Origin of the sequence: Streptomyces qaidamensis, from assembly GCF_001611795.1 — a bacterium.
In the GTDB taxonomy this organism is placed as follows: Bacteria; Actinomycetota; Actinomycetes; order Streptomycetales; family Streptomycetaceae; genus Streptomyces; species Streptomyces qaidamensis.
Genome location: NZ_CP015098.1, coordinates 4,604,795 through 4,621,470, shown reverse-complemented (window position 1 = coordinate 4,621,470; position 16,676 = coordinate 4,604,795). Strand labels below are relative to the sequence as shown.

Below are 16,676 nucleotides of genomic sequence, written 5' to 3'. Positions count from 1 at the left end.
GCGATTGGTTCCCTGCGGGAGCCTTCGCGCTCAGCGGGTCTCGATGACGACCGACTCGATGACCACGTCGTTCAGCGGGCGGTCGGTGCGCGGGTTGGTCTGGGTGGTGGCGATGGTGTCGATGACCTTCTGGCTGGCCGCGTCGGTGACCTCGCCGAAGATGGTGTGCTTGCGGTTCAGCCATGCCGTCGGGGAGACGGTGATGAAGAACTGCGAGCCGTTGGTGCCCGGGCCGGCGTTGGCCATCGCCAGCAGGTAGGGCTTGTCGAAGCGCAGATCCGGGTGGAACTCGTCCTCGAACTGGTAGCCGGGACCGCCGGTGCCGTTGCCCAGCGGGTCACCGCCCTGGATCATGAAGCCACTGATCACCCGGTGGAAGACCGTGCCGTCGTAGAGCTTGTCCGTGGACTTCTGGCCCGTCTCGGGGTGGGTCCACTCCCGCTCGCCCTGGGCGAGCTCGACGAAGTTCTTGACCGTCTTGGGCGCGTGGTTCGGCAGAAGCCGGACTTCGATGTCGCCGTGATTGGTCTTCAGGGTGGCGTAGAGCTGCTCAGCCACGATCTGCCTTCCGTTGTCTTTCCGTGACTCCCTGATCCTCGCACGGACGGGCCTTCGCGTCGTCCGACCTCGGTGCGGCTGGGGGAAACCCTCGGCGGTGTCGCGGAAATCCAGTCGAGTAGGCCCGGGGCGGGGGCGCTCGGCGGCGATCCGTGGCATTGTCGACGACAAGCTCCTGTTGCCCCTTATTCATCCGCTATCGCACGTGATCGGCTGTTGGATGCCGACTCTCGTGACCCGGATGCCCTTCCGCGCATGCCTGGTCGTGCGCCGGGAGGCATGATCCGTAAAAGGGTGGAAAGTCGAAATACCGTACGCCACCGAGGAGGAGGAACCCGTGACCCGCATCGACAGCGTGCGCGCCGCGACTGGTTCGGCGAAGGACAGCGTGCTGCACGCCGCGGAAGTGGTGGCGCCCTACGCCGACACGGCCAAGGACAGGGCCGCGCACTACGCACACGAGGCACGCGTACGGCTAGCGCCCAAGGTGACGCAGGCCGCAGGGCAGGCGCGTGTCCAGTACGGCGCTCATGTGCAGCCGTATCTGGAGCAGGCCCGCACGCATGTGCCGCCGAAGGTCGACCAGGCCGCCCAGGAAGCCGCCGAGCGCACGCGTAAGGCTGCCCGTCAGGCGGCGGAGTACTCCAGGCCGAGGATCGAGCAGGCGGTGGCCGCGGCCGTGCCTGTCACGACCGAGGCAACGGCCCGCAGTGTGGCCGCCATGGCCGCGCTGCGCGGTCAGGTCTCGTCCAAGGAGATCCAGAAGCTGGTCCGTAAGCATGAGCGGCGCGCCAAGGCCGGTAAGGCCGTGAAGTCGCTGCTGCTTCTGGGCGCTCTTGCGGGCGGGGCTTTCGCCGCGTGGAAGTGGTGGGACAAGCAGGCCAACCCGGACTGGCTGGTGGAGCCGCCGGCCGCGACGGAGGTCCCCGAGTCGGGGCGCCTGTCGTCCGTGGACGGCACGGGTCCGTCGGTCCTGGACCCGGAGGTCGAGGCCAAGCAGGCTGAGGACGAGGCCGCTCGGCGCGACGATCGTTCCTGAGGGCGCACCGGATTCAACAGCACGGCGGGGCGGGAGACTTGAGTGTCTCCCGCCCCGCCGTGCTGTTTCACGTGAAACACTCGCCGCCGGTATGCGCCCGGGGGCGCAAGAATGCCCTCCGAGACTGCGTTTTCGCAGTTCGGAGGGCATTTTCGGTGTGGAGCCTAGGGGAGTCGAACCCCTGACATCTGCCATGCAAAGACAGCGCTCTACCAACTGAGCTAAGGCCCCGTGGGGGGACGTCCGACCGGAAAGATCGCGTCCCGGCGGGCGTCGGAGACCAGAGTACCGGGTCCCCCCCGTGGTTCCGCAAAAAGATTGGGGGTCCCCGTCGACGACCACTCTCCGTAAGATGCTCGGCGTGGTTCGCTACCGCGAACCGCCGTACATGGGGAAGCGATGGGGAGACGCAATGGACGCCGCACAGCAGGAAGCGACCGCAAGAGCGCGGGAACTGCAGCGGAACTGGTACGGGGAGCCGCTGGGGGCGCTCTTCCGTAGGCTTATCGACGATCTTGGTCTCAACCAGGCTCGTCTCGCGGGGGTTCTGGGACTGTCCGCGCCGATGCTGTCGCAGCTGATGAGCGGTCAGCGGGCGAAGATCGGCAACCCGGCTGTGGTGCAGCGGGTGCAGTTGCTGCAGGACCTGGCGGGGCAGGTCGCGGACGGCAGTGTGAGCGCGGCCGAGGCCACCGAGCGCATGGAGGAGATCAAGAAGTCACAAGGGGGGTCGGTGCTCAGCAACACCACGCAGACGACGAGCAGTTCGGGGGCGCCCACGGTCAAGCGTGTTGTGCGCGAGATCCAGTCGCTGCTGCGGTCGGTGGCGGCGGCGGGCGACATCATCGATGCCGCCGACACTCTCGCCCCGACCCACCCGGAGCTGGCAGAGTTCCTCCGGGTCTACGGCGCCGGCCGCACCTCGGACGCGGTCTCGCACTACCAGTCCCACCAGAACTGATCCCGCCGCCGGTCGCCGAAGGGGGTTCGGCAGCGGGCGGCGGGTGAGGTGACGGGGGATGCGTCACGGTACGGACGGGCACGTGGGGGCGTGTTCCGTACGGGGGACCGTTCGACGCGAGGGGGATGTATCGCTCATCGGGGGGTCGGGGGGCGTGGGGGGCTCGGGGGAGCTGTTTCGTCCGTCGGGGAGTCGTAGCGCTCGCCGGGGGGAAGCAAGGGGGGAAGCCGCAGGGGGAGGAGCGACGTACAGCCATGGGTGAGGTCTTCGCCGGCCGGTACGAACTGGTCGACCCGATCGGGCGCGGAGGGGTCGGCGCCGTGTGGCGCGCCTGGGACCATCGCCGGCGTCGCTACGTGGCGGCCAAGGTTCTGCTCCAGAGCGACGCGCACTCGCTGCTGCGCTTCGTGAGGGAGCAGGCGCTGCGGATCGACCATCCTCATGTGCTCGCCCCCACCAGCTGGGCCGCAGACGACGACAAGGTCCTGTTCACCATGGACCTGGTCGCGGGCGGATCACTCGTCCACCTCGTCGGGGACTACGGTCCCCTGCCGCCGGCTTTCGTGTGCACTCTGCTGGACCAGCTGCTGGCGGGTCTGGCCGCGGTGCACGCGGAGGGTGTGGTGCACCGTGACGTGAAACCCGCCAACGTGCTGCTGGAGGCCACCGGCACGGGCCGGCCGCGGCTGCGACTGTCCGACTTCGGCATCGCGATGCGGCTGGGCGAGCCCCGCCTGACGGAGACCAACCTCGTGGTGGGGACGCCCGGTTATCTCGCGCCCGAGCAGATGATGGGCGCCGAACCGGACTTCACCGCCGATCTGTTCGCCGTGGGGCTGGTCGCGCTGTACTTGCTGGAGGGCGCCAAGCCGGACAGCAAGGCGCTCATCCAGTACTTCGCCGAGCAGGGGACGCCTGGTGCGCCCCAGGGCATTCCGGAGCCGCTGTGGCAGGTGGTGGCCACGCTGCTGCAGCCGGATCCGGAGGCGCGGTTCCGTACGGCCACGGGGGCGCGCAAGGCGCTGGCGGCCGCTGCGGAGCTCCTGCCGGAGCCGGGGCCGGACGACGAACTGATCGAGATTTTCGACCAACTCGGCCCGCTGCCAAGGGGGTTTGCCGCCGAAGGGCCACTGGAGCGGGCGAAGGGGCTGGGCCTGGGAGAGGAGCGGTCCGACTCCGCGGGGAGAGGCGAGGAGGGGTCACGGCAGGGAGAGGACGAGGGTGCGCTGTCGGTGTCCGGCGCGGGGTCCGCCGAGGCCTACCGGCGCCACGCACGGGAGACAAGCAGCGATCCGCGTCGTGCCGCCGACCCGTCAGGCGGCTCCGCCCAGCCGCCTTCCATGTCGGACACCGGCAGCTTCCATCTGCCGCCTCCGCAGGCCACCGTGACCTCCTCCCCTGCCCCCGGGCAGCAGGCGGCGGCACCGCACCAGCAGCCGCCCGTCTCCCCCTACGACCCCACGCACCGGCTGTCACCCGCACAGCCGCTGCCACCGGTGTACTCCGGCCCGCCCCTGCCTCCTGCGGAGCAGTACCGCACGGACGCCTCGACAGCCTCGTACACCGCCCGGTCCCCGCAGGCCCCGCAGTCGCGGCCGAGCGGCCAGACGCCGTCACGGCACCGGGCCCGACGGCCTTCCCGCCCCGGCCCTCCGGCCAGGGTGGCGATCCCGGTCCTGCTCCTCGCGCTGGCCTGTTACGCCGTGGGGTTCTGGGCACTGACCCGGATCTGAGGCCGTTGGAGGGGCCCGGCGCCCGCCCTACGCGGCAGTTCCGCGCCGGGCGAGCACGGTCCACACGCCGAGTCCCACCAGCAGTGCGCTCCCGGTGCCGATGCCGCCCACGGCGAGCGCCCTCATGGCGGTTTCATCGCCCGCGGCGACGCCCTCCGCGGCTGCCTCCCGGTCCTGGTCCGAGACCTCGAAGACGCCCGTCGGCTCGGACTCCCCCGCGTACTCGGGGCCGCTCTGCGGCTGCCCGCTCACCCGGACGCGCAGGGTCATCGGGAACGGCCCGTCCCCGTAGGTGCCGGCGACGCCTTCCGAGAGGTGGGCGACGAGGTAGTGGGAGCCGGCGAAGCGCAGCGTGCTCACCTGTGCGGTGGCGGCGTAGCGGTTGGCGTGGTCGACCGGTGGCAGGGGAGGCAGGCTTCCGGAGTTCTGGCCGCCGTTGTAGCCCACGCCGACGTCGGCGACGTCCGCGCGCGCGGGGTTGTAGAGGGTCAGGTCCAGGGCGTCGGGGGTGTAGCCGGTGCTGCCGGAGTCGGTGCTGCCGAGTTCCGCGGTGACGGAGATCTGCTGTCCCCAGTCGACCGGCACCGTGTAGAAGAGTGTCTGTCCGGGTCGGATGTCGTCCTGCCAGACGCCCTGGTCGATGGGTGTGGCACCGGTGAATCCCGCGCCGCCCTTGCGGCGCTCGGCTTCTCCCTGGAGCGGCTGGGGGGTGGCGGAGTTCCATACCTCGGGCGCGCTGGTCGGCCCGGTCTTCGCCGTCCGCGGTTCCGTCATGGCGACGAGTTCCAGATCCCAGGCGTCCGGTGAGGAGCCCTCGCCGTCGGGGTCGACGCGCTCGACGGACACGTAGTAGGCGCCGGCCTTCCGGCAGAGCGCTCTGCTGGGCGAGATCTCGCGCATGCCCCACGCCGCGACGGGATGGGGGCTGCGGGCGATTCCGAAGCTCGTGTTGTCCACGGAGCAGGTGTTCCCCTCGGCGTCCTGGACGGTCACTTTGACTCCGTCGATGACGGAGACGGTGCTGTCGGGGGAGGGGACGGCGGTGACGGAGACGTAGGCGTTCGACACGGCGTCGAGGTCGAGGCGGTAGCTGACCTTGCCGCTGCTCGGCAGGGAGCTCTTGTAGGTCCCGCCGGGCTTCAGGAGGGCGGCGTTGCCTGTGCTTCTCGCTCCCTCGATGCTCTGTGCGCCGTCGGCGAAGGCGTACGGGCTCGGCGTTGCGGAGGCCGGTCCGGCAGCAGCGGCCGGTACCGGCCCCGCGGCGGTTGTCGCCCCGAGGACCACGGCCAGGGCTCCCAGGCGCACGGCCACCGTCGGACGGTGGCGCCACGCCCCCGCGCGCCGTCCCCACGCCGTACGGCACCGTCCTCTCACGCGCCACCCCTCACCGTCGCCGGACCCCAGAGCCGTGAAGCCGTGGCCCATCCTGCCGCGCCGGCCTGGTTCACGACCGGCTCTCGGCACACAAAACCCCGACCGCGAGGCGGCCGGGGTGTGCTCGGTATGAGTTGTCGTGACTCACGAACCCGTGGGCACGGAGTCAGTCGCCTCCGTCCACAGATCCTGCTCGGCGCGATCCGCCTGGATCTGGCGGTACACGAGGAGCCCGCCGATGGCGGCCAGTGCGACCAGGAGAAGCTTCTTCACCGCGCGACCTCGTCTTTCGTTGACGTAGGGGACCTCTGGCGCCCGACTATACACACCGACCGATACCGATCGGTGACCTGAGTCGGCCCTCAACTCCCGTCCCGAGAACCGGGATAGAAGCGGAGTCCACCGCTCCGATCGGAGGGTGATCACACCTCGACGGGCGGCTGCTTTGACCTCCCTTCACCCCTATCCTCACCTTTTCTCCGCTCTTGCGTCCATCCGGGTGGTGTTCATCAGAACATCGACGCGCCACGGGCGGAGATCCACCACTTCTCGACCCCCATACACATCATGAGGAAAGTACGCAAATCGCCCAACCCGAAAGTGAGGGGCCATGGCCCGGAACAAGGTCATGAAGCTGTGGACCACCATCGTCACCGCCTTCCTCGCGCTGTGCACGGCGCTCGGACTCGTCACCACGACCGCCGCCGCGGCCGTACCGCAGACCGAGCAGAAGAGCAACAGCAACGGCGCGAGCATCCCGCAGCAGCGGACGGCGGCACCGGCGACGTTCCCCTGGTCCTCACCCAGGGCCCTGCCCCCCACGATGAAGCAGCGCATCCGCGCCGAGGCGCACGGCAAGACCCCCCGCTGCCGGCACCGCTCGCCCGCGGACACGACGGTCTCCCCCGCCACGGACTCCACCGACGAGGACCCCGACGCGGAAGCGGACCATCTCACGCCCCTCCAGCGCTGACCCCCCGAACAACACCCGGCGATCCTGCGTACAAAGCCCGGCAGCTCGGCAGAGCAGCCGGGCTTACGCATGTCCCGACCCGTCCGCGCCCTCCTGACCTGCACATCCGGCGCGACGTGTCCGCCGGGCCCAGCGGACCCTGTACCAGACGGCCCAGCCCACCAGGAGGGTGGAGAAGGCGAGGGCGCCCAGCATGCGCGGGTCCCCGTCCAGGGCCTTGGCCCAAGCATCCCGCCCCAAGTAGACCTGAGAGGCGATGAAGACCAGCCATCCCCACCTGCCCCGGCCCAGCCACCGCCGCAGCATTCCGCCGGTCGCTCGGGCGACTGCTCGCACGGTCACGCAGACCTCCCTGAACGACGAAAACCCCCAACCATGACTGGTTGGGGGTTTCATGCTGGTGGGGCTAACAGGATTTGAACCTGTGGCCTCATCCTTATCAGGAAACAGCTCTCTCCGGATGATCTCCGCAGGTCACCTGACCTGCGGTGCTTATCCACATCTACGCCCGTCTACCTTGTGGATAACCACCCGACCCCTGTGGAACGTACCCGTCTCCCGGGGTAGTTCCGGGGTACTCCCGGGGTGGCTCACGCCGCCGACACCACCCGCAGCCGGCGCTTCGGCGCCCGGGCCACCGCACCCGGCTTGCCATCCTCCAGCGCCGCCAGGACCTGGCCCGCGTAGTCCGCCGCCGCGTGCGTGTAGATCCACGTCACCTCGCCCGCGCGCTCGTGCCCGAGGATCTCCTGCGTGATCACCTCCGGCACACCGCGGTCGTGCAACCGGGACGCAAACGCATGCCGCACGTCATGGAAGTCCGGCCACCAGTCGGTCCGCTCCAGCTCGACCACCCGCGCCCGGCCCGTCTGCTCGTCGACCCGCTGCACCTTGACCGTCTTCACGGTCGTGCGAACGACGCCGGCCTTCGTGATGGCGTCGATCCAGAGCCGCCGGAACGCCGACCGCCGCAGCGGTGCCCGGTACGGCTCGCCCGCACCGCCGTTCACCTTCGAGCCGCGGCGCACCTTGTTTCGGCCGTGGAAGACCAGCTCGTCCTCGCACAGCCCGTCCTTCAACTCGGACACAGCCCGGCTGGGGGTGCCCTCCTCGCTCTCCTCGGCCCACACCTCGCGCAACACCCTGGCGGCCAGACCGGTCATGGGCACCGTGCGCAGACCAGCGTCACTCTTCGGATACGCCTTCCGCTTGATCTTGCCGCGCGGCTCGACCAGGACCTCGCGCACGTGAATGCGGCGGCCCTCGAAGTCGACGTTGCTCCAGCGCAGGCCGGCCAGCTCCTGGAAGCGAAGGCCGGTCTCCTGTGCGACGATCAGCAGGTTGTGGAAGTGCTCGGGCAGCTTCTGCCTGATCAGCCACAGCTGAGCGTAGGAGGGCGGCCGCCGGTCCTCGGGGTGCTTCTTCTTGATCGTCGGGAGCTTCACGCCCTCCGCCGGGTTGAAGGGGAGACGACGATCCCGCTTCGCGTCCTCCATCATCCGGTCCAGGACCTGGAAGCACTTCGTGACCGAGCTGGCGGCCAGCGGCCCGCCGTTCTCATCGTGCAGCGCGTTCACCCAGAGCTGGATCTCTCGCCAGGCCAGCTCGAACAGCCGGACGCTGCCGAAGGTGGGCTCGATGTGGTTCCGCCACATGCCCTCGTCGCGCAGCTGGGACTGGGACCAATCCTCGATCCGGGTGCAGCCCTTTGTCTGGGTCGGCCACCACAGCTTCCACCAGGCGGCGAGGGTGACCTCCCCGCGGGCCGGGTCGATCCACGTGCGTTGCCGCATCTCGGTGCGGGTCTGCTCCAGGAACTCGACGGCAGCCGTGAAGGTCGGCTTCGTCTTGCTTCGTTCCCTGCCGGACGGATCGGTGTACCGCGCTTCCCAGCTGCCGGTGTGCTCGTCGGTGGGTGGCCGGTCGCCTGGGAACTTTTTCAGGCAGGGCGGGCAGCCGCACTTCATGCTCGGGTTGGGGCGTGGGTTGTTGCTGGCCCGGGCCTGGGCCCTCTTGCGCACCATCGGGCGTGCTCCTGATCAGAGAATCGAGGCGCCAGCGGGCAGTGCGGTGACCGTGAACTCGCTCGGGAGCTCGACGCGTGTACCGCAGAAGCAGAAGAGGCCGGCGCCGGGAATGGCTGGTGCGCCAAGGTCGACCGCGAGGATCGCGTGCAGTTCTCTGATCAGGTCGTGGGGGTGGGTGCCCCTGTTGACGAGGATGGTGACCTCGTCCGGGTCCCAATGGGCGATCGTCGGGAGATCGTCGACCACGGCGATGCGGATGCACACAGGTGTCCCCCAAGGATGTGCGTGCGGGCACGGAATGTTCCGCTCCGGGAGGACAGCGGGTGACTGATCGTACCTGTGTGTGAAGGCTCTAGGGAGACCGATAGGAAGATCAATCAACGGTTTGTTTTAAGGGCGAGCTATTCCTGATAGGTATCCTCATTTCGGACATTCTGGGTCACTTAAAACAGACCGAGCGAGTTAAGGCAACCCTTACTAACTGCTATGAAACGCGACTGACTTGGACAGCTGCCGCAGCGTCTCGGAGCATGGCTTCGGCGAACTTGATCAAATCGCGTTGCTTGTTCTCCGGCAACTGTCGGTACAAGGTCAGCAGCCGGCCCTCGCGCTCCTCGTCGGTCCGCCCGGGCACCGGTCTTCCGGCGGCCTCGAACATCTCCTTGGGTGTGACCCCCACCCCCCAATGACGGAAGGCGTCCACGAGGGCGCGCAACGTCTCTGGGGCGACACGGGAGGTCCCTCTGGTCCTGTTCATCCAGGCGTTGAGGGTCGGGTAGGAGATGCCTGCCGCACCGGCCAGGTCTTTCTGCGTCCTGTCGGGCGCCTCCGCGAGTAGGCGCTCCAGGAGTGCCGCCAGGTCCTCGCCGCGGTGGGCTCGGTCCTCGGCGGGGTGGTCGGTCTCGCCGGGGTCGTTCTGGGGGCTCGTCACGCTCTGAGGATCGGGCATCGGCATCTACATACGCAAGTAGATCGCAGATCCATGACCCGTTCTTAACGGTGCCCCGGCGCAACTACACCACCCCTGTGCGCCCCTATGGCGCGTAGCCACGCCCCTGTGCGTACCCCTTGACTCGATATGCGTCTACACGTAGATTGTAGATACCGCAGGTCAGCAGGACTCGCGGACCCCTAATTCGGCCATGCGCCGGAGGTTCACCATGCGACGACTGGACGAAGGTGCCCCACTGCGGGCCGCCATGAAGGCGGCCGGGTTGGACATCCCGCGCCTCGCCGCCAAGACAAAGGACGTTGATCCCACGGGCGAGGGCCTCTCGCGGGCGATGGTCGGCTTCATCGTCGGCAGCGGCAAGACGGCCCGGGAAGAGTGCAGCGACCGGGCTGCCGAGCTCATCGCCTCGGCGCTTGACCGGGAGCTGGGCACGCTCTTCGCGTCGACCGTTTTCACGCTCGGAGAATCTACATCTACACGTAGATCGAAGACCGAGGAACGGCGGAAGCCGGAGTTGCCCGAGCAGCTGATGGACCAGAAGGAGCTCGCTCGGTTCCTGCGGAAGTCCCCCAGCTGGATCGACAAGCAGATCCAGGACTGGGCGCGGGACCACGAGGACGACTGGCCTGGCCTGATCTACGTCGGCCGCAGCAGGCGCTTCGACCCGCACGCCGTCCTCGCCGGCCTTCAGCGGCAGCGCACCGCCGCCTGACACGGAAGGGCCGCCCCGGATGCGACCCGGAACGGCCCTCACACACCCGAAAACCCCTACGTCAAAGGAGAACAGGTCGTGCCTCACAAGGTTAACGGCAAGGTCAGGGCGGGAGGTGCGGAGCTCGTCGCGCAGGCCTGCGCTGGCGACCGCACCGCATTCGCCGCCCTCTACGCCCAGCACTACGACGACGTGTTCGGCTTCCTCTACAACCGGACCCGCGGTGACCGGACTCTGGCGGAGGACCTCACGCAGGACGTGTTCCTGCGGGCCCTGCGCCGCCTGGAGACCTTCAACTCCCCCCGATCCAGCGGCTTCGCTGGGTGGCTGATGGTCATCGCCCGGAACATCTACCTGGACCACGTGAAGCTGGCCCGCACGCGGCTGGAGACCCCTGTCAGTGAGATGGCCGACGGCGACCGCCGCGACCGCTCCGCCGAGGCGTCTGCCCTGCGGGAGCTGGACATCGCCGAGGCAGCCGAGTCCGTCGAGGCCGCCCTGGCCGCGCTCAACCCGTACCAGCGGGAGTGCGTGCGGCTGCGGTTCCTGGAGGGCCTGTCGGTGCCGGAGACGGCCGCCCGGCTGGGCAAGGGCATCGGCGCCACGAAAACCGTCCAGTTCCGCGCGCTCCAGCAGATGCGGAACGCCCTCGCCCCCGAGGCGGTGGCGGCATGACGGAGCAGATCGACTTCGCCGCTTCCCTCAGCGACCAGGGCCGGGCGCTCAAGCTCGCCGCTGAACTGGCCGCCAAGAACCCGCCGCTGCCCCCGGCGTACATCACGTGCAGTGGGATCACGCCGTACCAGCTGACCGTGCTCGTGGACCACCCGGGCGAGTTCGAAGCGTGGCGCGAGGCGTTGAACGTCGCCCCGGAGGACGTGATCCCGGGCGTGCTCACCGGCAAGGCGAAGCTCAGCTTCGACGTCTCCGTGGCCCGCGTGAGCCTGCACGTCTGGGTCACCTTCCCCCTGGCCGAGGTCGAGACAGAAGAGGCCGCAGCGTGAACAAGAACCTTCCTCATGCCGTCCGTGTGATCCGTGCGGCTCTGGCCTCCACCGGCAGCGACCCGGCAGCCGCCATCGCCCACGCTCTCAACGACAGCCGACTCCTGGTCGACCCCGAGAAGTCGTTCGGCGCGGTGCTGCGTCGGACGCCCGCCGGCAGTTGGACGAGCGAGCAGCAGCCGCAGCCGACGGAGCTGGAGCAGCAGGCCCTCGCCTGGGACAAGTCCTGCGAGCGCGCCCGGCAGGTCGCGGTCGGCATCAAGGCGCAGATCGGCCAGCACCCCGAGTTCCAGAACGTGCAGGTCGACAAGGACCGGATCCTGGTCGCGCTGCACATCACCGACCAGGCCCAGTGGGTGCAGTGGCGCGCATGGTTCGGCATCACCCACGACAAGGAGCAGCCGCTCCCGTACGCAGTGGCCGGGGACGGCTACCGGGATGGCATCCGGGTGTCGGTCGTGGCCTACGACCTTCCTCAGGCGCAGGCCCGGGCGGTGCAGTCCGCGAAGCGGCCGTTCCAGCTCGACGGGATCGTGTACGACCTGGCGGTGCCGCTGCGGGACGCCCAGGGCGACGTCTGGTTCTTCCAGGGTCAGCGGTCCGACGACGGCATGCCGATGCTGTCGATCGACGGCCGTCCGGAGCGGTGCTCCCTGGCGAACATCGTGACCCATGTCGGCCCGCTGACGCCCGTCACGGACGTCGCGACGCCCGTCAGCGCGCAGGGCGGTGAGGGCGCATGAGGAAGCTGGTCGATCACGTCGCTGTCGCCGCGCGCTGCCGGGCCAACCCCGGCCAGTGGCAGAACGTCGGCGAGTACAACTCCACGGAGTCCGCCGACGGCCTGGTGCGACGCATCCGGACCGCTTACGTCCCTCTGTCCCGAGCACGGGGAGCGCGGACGGTGTCGCCGTACTCCCCGGCCGGAGCGTTCGAGGCCGCCCGCGTGCTGACCGAGTTCGGCGCCCGCGTGGAGGCCCGCTACGTGGGCGCCGTCGACAACACCGTGACCACGCTGACGGCCACGCCGCAGACCCGCCGCGCCTACCTCCTCGACCGACTGCGGGAGTACGGCCGCCCCGTCACCACCCAGCTCGCCGAGGAGCTCATGGCCAACTCGCCTTGGCCCACGGCCGGCCGGAACACCCTCCGCAAGACCCTGCGGGGCCTGGCCAAGCAGGGCGACCTCGTCCCGGTCGACACCGACCAGGGCCGCATCTACCACCTCACGGCCTTCGCAGAGAGGACCGCCCGATGATCTCGAAGCTCGCCATGCTGGCGAAGAAGACGATCGAGGCCGCCTGGCTGAACGGGTCGTCGTACGACCTGGCGACGCAGGCCGCCGAGGCGCTGGAGTCTGCGCAGTTGCTCCAGTCGCCCGACTCCGAGGTGATCATCTACCGGGCGTCGTGGGACTCGGTCCCCCTCGGCTGGTACACGACGCCCAACGAGGCCCGCAAGCACTGCAAGGCGCACGCCCGCCGCGACCTTCCCACCGTGGATTTCGACTGGATCGAGGACGAGGAAGACGGCGTCGCCGAGTTGGTCGCTGCTGTCGGGGAGGAAGAGCGCTCCACCGGCTACACCGTCACCGCCCTGGAAGTCGCCTCCAAGTACGACGCGGAGGCGGACGAGTGAGCGCCTACAGCCGCGCCTACCGGGCGCTCACCAGCGGCCGCACCCTCCGGCCCGACGAGGCCGCGCAGCTGCTCGCCCAGCTCCGCAAGGAGCTCGGCGAGGACATCGCGAAGACCGTCGCGGCGGAACTCGACGGCCAGTTCCGCCGCGCCGCCGCCGACACCGACGCCGAGTTCCGGCGCAAGCGGCGCAAGTACGGCGCCGCCATGCGCACCGTGAACCGCTTCCGCGAGCTCGCTGCCAGCCCCTTCCGAGCCACCATCCCGCCCCAGAGCAACAACCGGAGCACGTCATGACGACCTTCACCTTCGCCCCGGCGACCCGCGAGACCGCCAAGGCCCGCATCGCCCTTCAGGGCCCCGGCGGTAGCGGCAAGACCAAGACCGCCCTCCGCATGGCCGAGCGTCTCGCGGACGGCGGCGACATCGGCGTCATCGACACCGAGCGTGGCTCCGCGAAGAAGTACGCCGTCGTCCCCGGCCGACCCGACCTCGGCGGGCACCAGTTCGGGCACATGCCCATGGCGTTCTGCTCGCCCGAGAACCTCATCGCCGCAGTCAAGGCCGCCGAGGAGGCCCGGCTCACCGTCCTCATCGTCGACAGCTGGTCCCACTTCTGGGCAGGAAAGGGCGGACTTCTCGCCCGCGTCGAGGAGGAGTCCCAGAAGTCCTCGAACAGGGGCGGGAAGTTCACCGCGTGGGCGCCGGTCAACGACCTCGAACAGGACATGCTTGACGCCCTGCTCAACTTCCCGGGCCACGTCATCGTCACCATGCGGACGAAGAACGACTACGAGATGGAGGGGAAGAAGGTCACGAAGGTCGGCGTGAAGACCGTGCAGCGCGAGGGCGCTGAGTACGAGTTCGACGTCGTGATCGACATGATCGCGGGCACCGGCACCGTCACGAAGACCCGCTACGAGCCGCTCTACAACGCCAGCGTGCACCACCCCGGCGAGGACTTCGCCGAGGTGATCCTGGAGCAGCTCGGCCAAGGCGTCGACCCCGTCCAGGTCATCGTGGACGAACTGGTCGCCGACGGCCTCACGTATGACCGAGCGCTGGAGCTGCACAGCCAGGCCAAGGCCCGGAACCTGCTCGGCTCCGACCTGCTGCACCCGAAGTCGGGGGAGCCCGCGAAGCTCGGGGACGTGATCCGGGAGTACGGGCAGGCCGTCAAGCCCGTCGCGACGGGCGTCACAAGCGCCCCGTCGACCCCGTCGGTGCCGCCCGCTGGACAGGACCAGGGCGCCCCGCCGGCCGGACCGTCCGGCACCGAGCAGGACCAGGGCCCGACGCCCGTCACGGCCCCGCAGATGCGGATGATGCACGCCTGCTTCACGAAGGTCGGCCTCGGTCACAAGGACTCGCGCGCAGAGCGGCTCCGCGCGACCTCGCTGATCATCGGCCGCGAGATCGGCTCGGCGAACGAGCTGACGAAGGACGAGGCCCAGATCCTCCTGGACACGCTCACGAACTACGGCGAGCGCGGGGACACCGCGGCCGCCGACTTCGCCGAGATGGTCCAGGGCCTGGAGAACGAAGCCCTCACGTCCGCCTGATTCACCACTGACCGCGGGTCCGCCCCGACTTCCCCCATGCGGGGCGGGCCCGCACCCCCAGAAAGGAGGTGCACCACAGTGGTGAACCCCACCCACGAGCAGGCCGAAGCGGTCGACGCGTACGGCGACGGGCTGGACCTGGTCCTCCAGGCCGGCGCGGGCTGCGGCAAGTCCTCGACGCTCAAGATGATCGCCCGGTCCGACCGGCGCCGCCGGATGACGTACGTCGCCTACAACGCGTCCATCGCGGCCGATGCACGCCGCAGCTTCCCGTCCAACTGCATGGCCAAGACCGGTCACGGCCTCGCCTTCGACCCGAAGTACGGCGCCCGCCTCAAGCGGCCCCGCCAGACGGCGCACCAGGCCGCGCAGGCCCTCGACGTCCGCTCGATCCTCGGCATCATCGGCGCCACACCGTCGATCCGCACGGACCTCGGCCACCCGAAGGCCATGACGTCCAAGATCATCATGCGGATGGCGCTGGACACCGTCACCCGCTTCTGCCACAGCGCCGACGACGAAATCACCGCCCGGCACATCCCGCACTACGACGGCCTGACCAAGAAGCAGGCCCGCGCCGAGCTGGAGCAGCTCGTCGAGCCGGTCGCCCGGGCCGCCTGGGAGGACCTCAAGCACAACGAGTCGGTCCTGAACCTCAACCACGACCACTACCTGAAGATGTGGGCCCTCTCCCGGCCGACCATCCCGACGGACGTGGTCCTGCTCGACGAGGCACAGGACACCAATGACGTCCTCTCCGCCGTCCTCCTGGCCCAAGAGCACGCGCAGCGCATCGCCGTCGGCGACTCCGCCCAGCAGATCTACAGCTGGCGCGGCGCCAACGACGCCCTGCAGAAGTTCCTCCGCGAGCTCGGCTGCCCCGAGCTCACCCTGTCGCAGTCGTTCCGGTTCGGTCCGGCCATCGCCGCCCGGGCCAACATCTGGCTCCGCCTTATCGACGCCCCGCTCCGCCTCACCGGCTGGGAGGCCGCCGAGTCCTCCGTCGGCCTGCTCGACTCCCCGGACGCCGTCCTGTGCCGCACGAACGCAGGCGCCATGGGCATCGTCATGGAGGGCCTGGCCGCCGGCCGGAAGGTCGCCCTCGTCGGCGGCGGCGGGGACATCAAGAGTCTCGCCTGGGCCGCCGAGTCGCTCCAGGGCGGACGGCCCACCGACCACCCCGAGCTGTGCGGCTTCGCCTCCTGGGACGACGTGCGCCAGTACGCAGCCGAGGAGGACGGCTCCCTTGAGGTCCTGGTGAAGCTCATCGATGAGCACGGCCCGGACCGGATCGTCGCGGCCGCCGACGGGCTGTGCTCGGAGGCACAGGCCGAGCTGGTGGTGTCGACCGCTCACCGGTCGAAGGGCCGCGAGTGGCCGGCCGTCCGCATTCACGCGGACTTCCGGGCGCCCAAGCCGGATCAGGACACCGGCTTGGTGATCCTGCCGCGCGAGGAGGCCCGCCTGGCCTACGTCGCGGTGACCCGGGCGCGCGAGCAGCTCGACGACACCGCCCTGGCCTGGGTTCGCGACGTGACGGCGGTGAGCGAATGAGGCACACCGACACCGTTGTCCCCGGCACCCACGCCGGCCGGGCCCGGGAGTGGATTTCGGTGACCACGGTCGCCGTCCCCACGGTGTGGCTGGCGACCGCCGACGGCCTGGTCCTGCTCGACCTCCTCGCCATCGAGCTGACGGTCAACGGCTGCCGCACGGACGACTGGAAGCTCACCGGGCCCGAGGCCGCCTACGCAGCGGACGTCCTGCTCAGGCTCGGCACGGACCGTATGCGGATCGCGCAGCTGATCGGACGCGACTACCGGACTCTCCGCAACTGGTTCCCTACGGACGAGACGCCCCTGGCCGAGGCCCTTCCGCGGATCGGGAAGCGGTCCGCGCTCCAGGTTGCGGCTGAGTCGGCCCGGCCGGCCGCGCGCTGCGGCTCGTACTACGGAGCCCAGCGGCACAAGCGCCGCAAGGAGCCGCTGTGCGGGCCGTGTCGGTGGGCCAAGAACGCGGCGAACCGGCACTACCGGCAGCACGGCACCTACGTAGGCGCCCCGGAGTACATCGGGGCGGCCTCGTGACGCCCGTCAGCGACGCCCGTCGCGCGTCCGCCACCACCACTTCTTCCCCTGCGTCTG

21 protein-coding genes and 1 tRNA gene are annotated in these 16,676 nt (G+C 69.6%); 14 read left to right on the top strand and 8 right to left on the bottom strand.

Annotated elements, in window-relative coordinates:
* Nucleotides 1–30: 30 nt before the first annotated feature.
* Nucleotides 31–558, bottom strand: coding sequence for a peptidylprolyl isomerase (locus tag A4E84_RS20520; RefSeq protein ID WP_062927980.1), 528 nt, complete (start codon nt 556–558; stop codon nt 31–33).
* A 337-nt stretch (nt 559–895) separates the two neighbouring features.
* On the opposite strand from A4E84_RS20520, the gene A4E84_RS20515 reads away from it, so the two are divergent.
* Nucleotides 896–1,597, top strand: a complete 702-nt coding sequence (locus A4E84_RS20515; RefSeq protein WP_062927979.1) for a DUF5324 family protein — start codon at nt 896–898, stop codon at nt 1,595–1,597.
* A gap of 158 nt (nt 1,598–1,755) precedes the next feature.
* Here the strand turns inward: A4E84_RS20515 and A4E84_RS20510 are convergent.
* Nucleotides 1,756–1,828: transfer RNA gene (locus A4E84_RS20510), tRNA-Ala, on the bottom strand.
* A gap of 181 nt (nt 1,829–2,009) precedes the next feature.
* Here A4E84_RS20510 and A4E84_RS20505 point away from each other — a divergent pair.
* Together A4E84_RS20505 and A4E84_RS20500 are read left to right on the top strand one after the other, a co-directional pair.
* Nucleotides 2,010–2,558 carry a helix-turn-helix domain-containing protein gene (locus A4E84_RS20505; protein ID WP_033309914.1) on the top strand — a complete coding sequence of 183 codons (549 nt, stop codon included), beginning with the start codon at nt 2,010–2,012 and terminating at the stop codon, nt 2,556–2,558.
* Nucleotides 2,559–2,812: 254 nt separating this feature from the next.
* Nucleotides 2,813–4,291 carry a serine/threonine-protein kinase gene (locus A4E84_RS20500; RefSeq protein WP_062927978.1) on the top strand — a complete coding sequence of 493 codons (1,479 nt, stop codon included), beginning with the start codon at nt 2,813–2,815 and terminating at the stop codon, nt 4,289–4,291.
* Nucleotides 4,292–4,318: 27 nt separating this feature from the next.
* Here A4E84_RS20500 and A4E84_RS20495 read toward each other — a convergent pair whose 3' ends face one another.
* Nucleotides 4,319–5,602 carry a hypothetical protein gene (locus A4E84_RS20495; RefSeq protein ID WP_062927977.1) on the bottom strand — a complete coding sequence of 428 codons (1,284 nt, stop codon included), beginning with the start codon at nt 5,600–5,602 and terminating at the stop codon, nt 4,319–4,321.
* Between the two features lie 207 nt (nt 5,603–5,809).
* Nucleotides 5,810–5,938: a DLW-39 family protein gene (locus A4E84_RS43930; RefSeq protein WP_003999697.1), complete on the bottom strand. Its 129-nt coding sequence runs from the start codon at nt 5,936–5,938 to the stop codon at nt 5,810–5,812.
* Between the two features lie 337 nt (nt 5,939–6,275).
* Between A4E84_RS43930 and A4E84_RS20490 the strand changes: the two genes are divergently transcribed.
* Nucleotides 6,276–6,638, top strand: a complete 363-nt coding sequence (locus A4E84_RS20490; protein ID WP_062927976.1) for a DUF6344 domain-containing protein — start codon at nt 6,276–6,278, stop codon at nt 6,636–6,638.
* Nucleotides 6,639–6,701: 63 nt separating this feature from the next.
* On the opposite strand, the gene A4E84_RS20485 is transcribed toward A4E84_RS20490, so the two are convergent.
* From A4E84_RS20485 to A4E84_RS20470, 4 genes are all read right to left on the bottom strand, one after another.
* Nucleotides 6,702–6,980, bottom strand: a complete 279-nt coding sequence (locus A4E84_RS20485) for a hypothetical protein (RefSeq protein ID WP_159029598.1) — start codon at nt 6,978–6,980, stop codon at nt 6,702–6,704.
* 248 nt (nt 6,981–7,228) lie between these two features.
* Complete coding sequence (locus A4E84_RS20480; RefSeq protein WP_062927974.1) at nt 7,229–8,662, bottom strand: tyrosine-type recombinase/integrase; 1,434 nt, start codon at nt 8,660–8,662, stop codon at nt 7,229–7,231.
* 15 nt (nt 8,663–8,677) lie between these two features.
* On the bottom strand, nt 8,678–8,911 hold the full coding sequence (locus A4E84_RS20475) for a hypothetical protein (protein ID WP_237304965.1): 234 nt from the start codon (nt 8,909–8,911) through the stop codon (nt 8,678–8,680).
* A 238-nt stretch (nt 8,912–9,149) separates the two neighbouring features.
* Nucleotides 9,150–9,596 carry a helix-turn-helix domain-containing protein gene (locus A4E84_RS20470; RefSeq protein ID WP_237304964.1) on the bottom strand — a complete coding sequence of 149 codons (447 nt, stop codon included), beginning with the start codon at nt 9,594–9,596 and terminating at the stop codon, nt 9,150–9,152.
* A gap of 229 nt (nt 9,597–9,825) precedes the next feature.
* Here A4E84_RS20470 and A4E84_RS43720 point away from each other — a divergent pair, with 229 nt between their 5' ends.
* The 10 genes from A4E84_RS43720 to A4E84_RS20415 all read left to right on the top strand — a co-directional run bounded on the left by A4E84_RS43720 (nt 9,826) and on the right by A4E84_RS20415 (nt 16,619).
* Entirely contained in the window at nt 9,826–10,329 is a 504-nt protein-coding gene (locus A4E84_RS43720) for a hypothetical protein (RefSeq protein WP_174569444.1), read from the top strand.
* Between the two features lie 78 nt (nt 10,330–10,407).
* Nucleotides 10,408–11,004, top strand: coding sequence for an RNA polymerase sigma factor (locus A4E84_RS20460; RefSeq protein ID WP_062927971.1), 597 nt, complete (start codon nt 10,408–10,410; stop codon nt 11,002–11,004).
* Nucleotides 11,001–11,333 carry a hypothetical protein gene (locus tag A4E84_RS20455; protein WP_062927970.1) on the top strand — a complete coding sequence of 111 codons (333 nt, stop codon included), beginning with the start codon at nt 11,001–11,003 and terminating at the stop codon, nt 11,331–11,333. Before A4E84_RS20460 ends, A4E84_RS20455 begins: the two co-directional genes overlap by 4 nt.
* Nucleotides 11,330–12,076: a BN159_2729 family protein gene (locus A4E84_RS20450; protein ID WP_062927969.1), complete on the top strand. Its 747-nt coding sequence runs from the start codon at nt 11,330–11,332 to the stop codon at nt 12,074–12,076. Before A4E84_RS20455 ends, A4E84_RS20450 begins: the two co-directional genes overlap by 4 nt.
* Nucleotides 12,073–12,591: a hypothetical protein gene (locus tag A4E84_RS44615; protein WP_237304963.1), complete on the top strand. Its 519-nt coding sequence runs from the start codon at nt 12,073–12,075 to the stop codon at nt 12,589–12,591. Before A4E84_RS20450 ends, A4E84_RS44615 begins: the two co-directional genes overlap by 4 nt.
* Nucleotides 12,588–12,971, top strand: coding sequence for a hypothetical protein (locus A4E84_RS20435; RefSeq protein ID WP_062927968.1), 384 nt, complete (start codon nt 12,588–12,590; stop codon nt 12,969–12,971). The genes A4E84_RS44615 and A4E84_RS20435 overlap by 4 nt, the downstream gene beginning before the upstream one ends.
* On the top strand, nt 12,968–13,267 hold the full coding sequence (locus A4E84_RS42955; protein ID WP_062927967.1) for a hypothetical protein: 300 nt from the start codon (nt 12,968–12,970) through the stop codon (nt 13,265–13,267). The genes A4E84_RS20435 and A4E84_RS42955 overlap by 4 nt, the downstream gene beginning before the upstream one ends.
* Complete coding sequence (locus A4E84_RS20425) at nt 13,264–14,532, top strand: AAA family ATPase (RefSeq protein WP_062927966.1); 1,269 nt, start codon at nt 13,264–13,266, stop codon at nt 14,530–14,532. Before A4E84_RS42955 ends, A4E84_RS20425 begins: the two co-directional genes overlap by 4 nt.
* Before the next feature lie 78 nt (nt 14,533–14,610).
* Nucleotides 14,611–16,086, top strand: a complete 1,476-nt coding sequence (locus A4E84_RS20420; RefSeq protein WP_062927965.1) for a UvrD-helicase domain-containing protein — start codon at nt 14,611–14,613, stop codon at nt 16,084–16,086.
* Nucleotides 16,083–16,619, top strand: a complete 537-nt coding sequence (locus A4E84_RS20415) for a hypothetical protein (RefSeq protein ID WP_062927964.1) — start codon at nt 16,083–16,085, stop codon at nt 16,617–16,619. The genes A4E84_RS20420 and A4E84_RS20415 overlap by 4 nt, the downstream gene beginning before the upstream one ends.
* Nucleotides 16,620–16,676 lie beyond the last annotated feature (57 nt).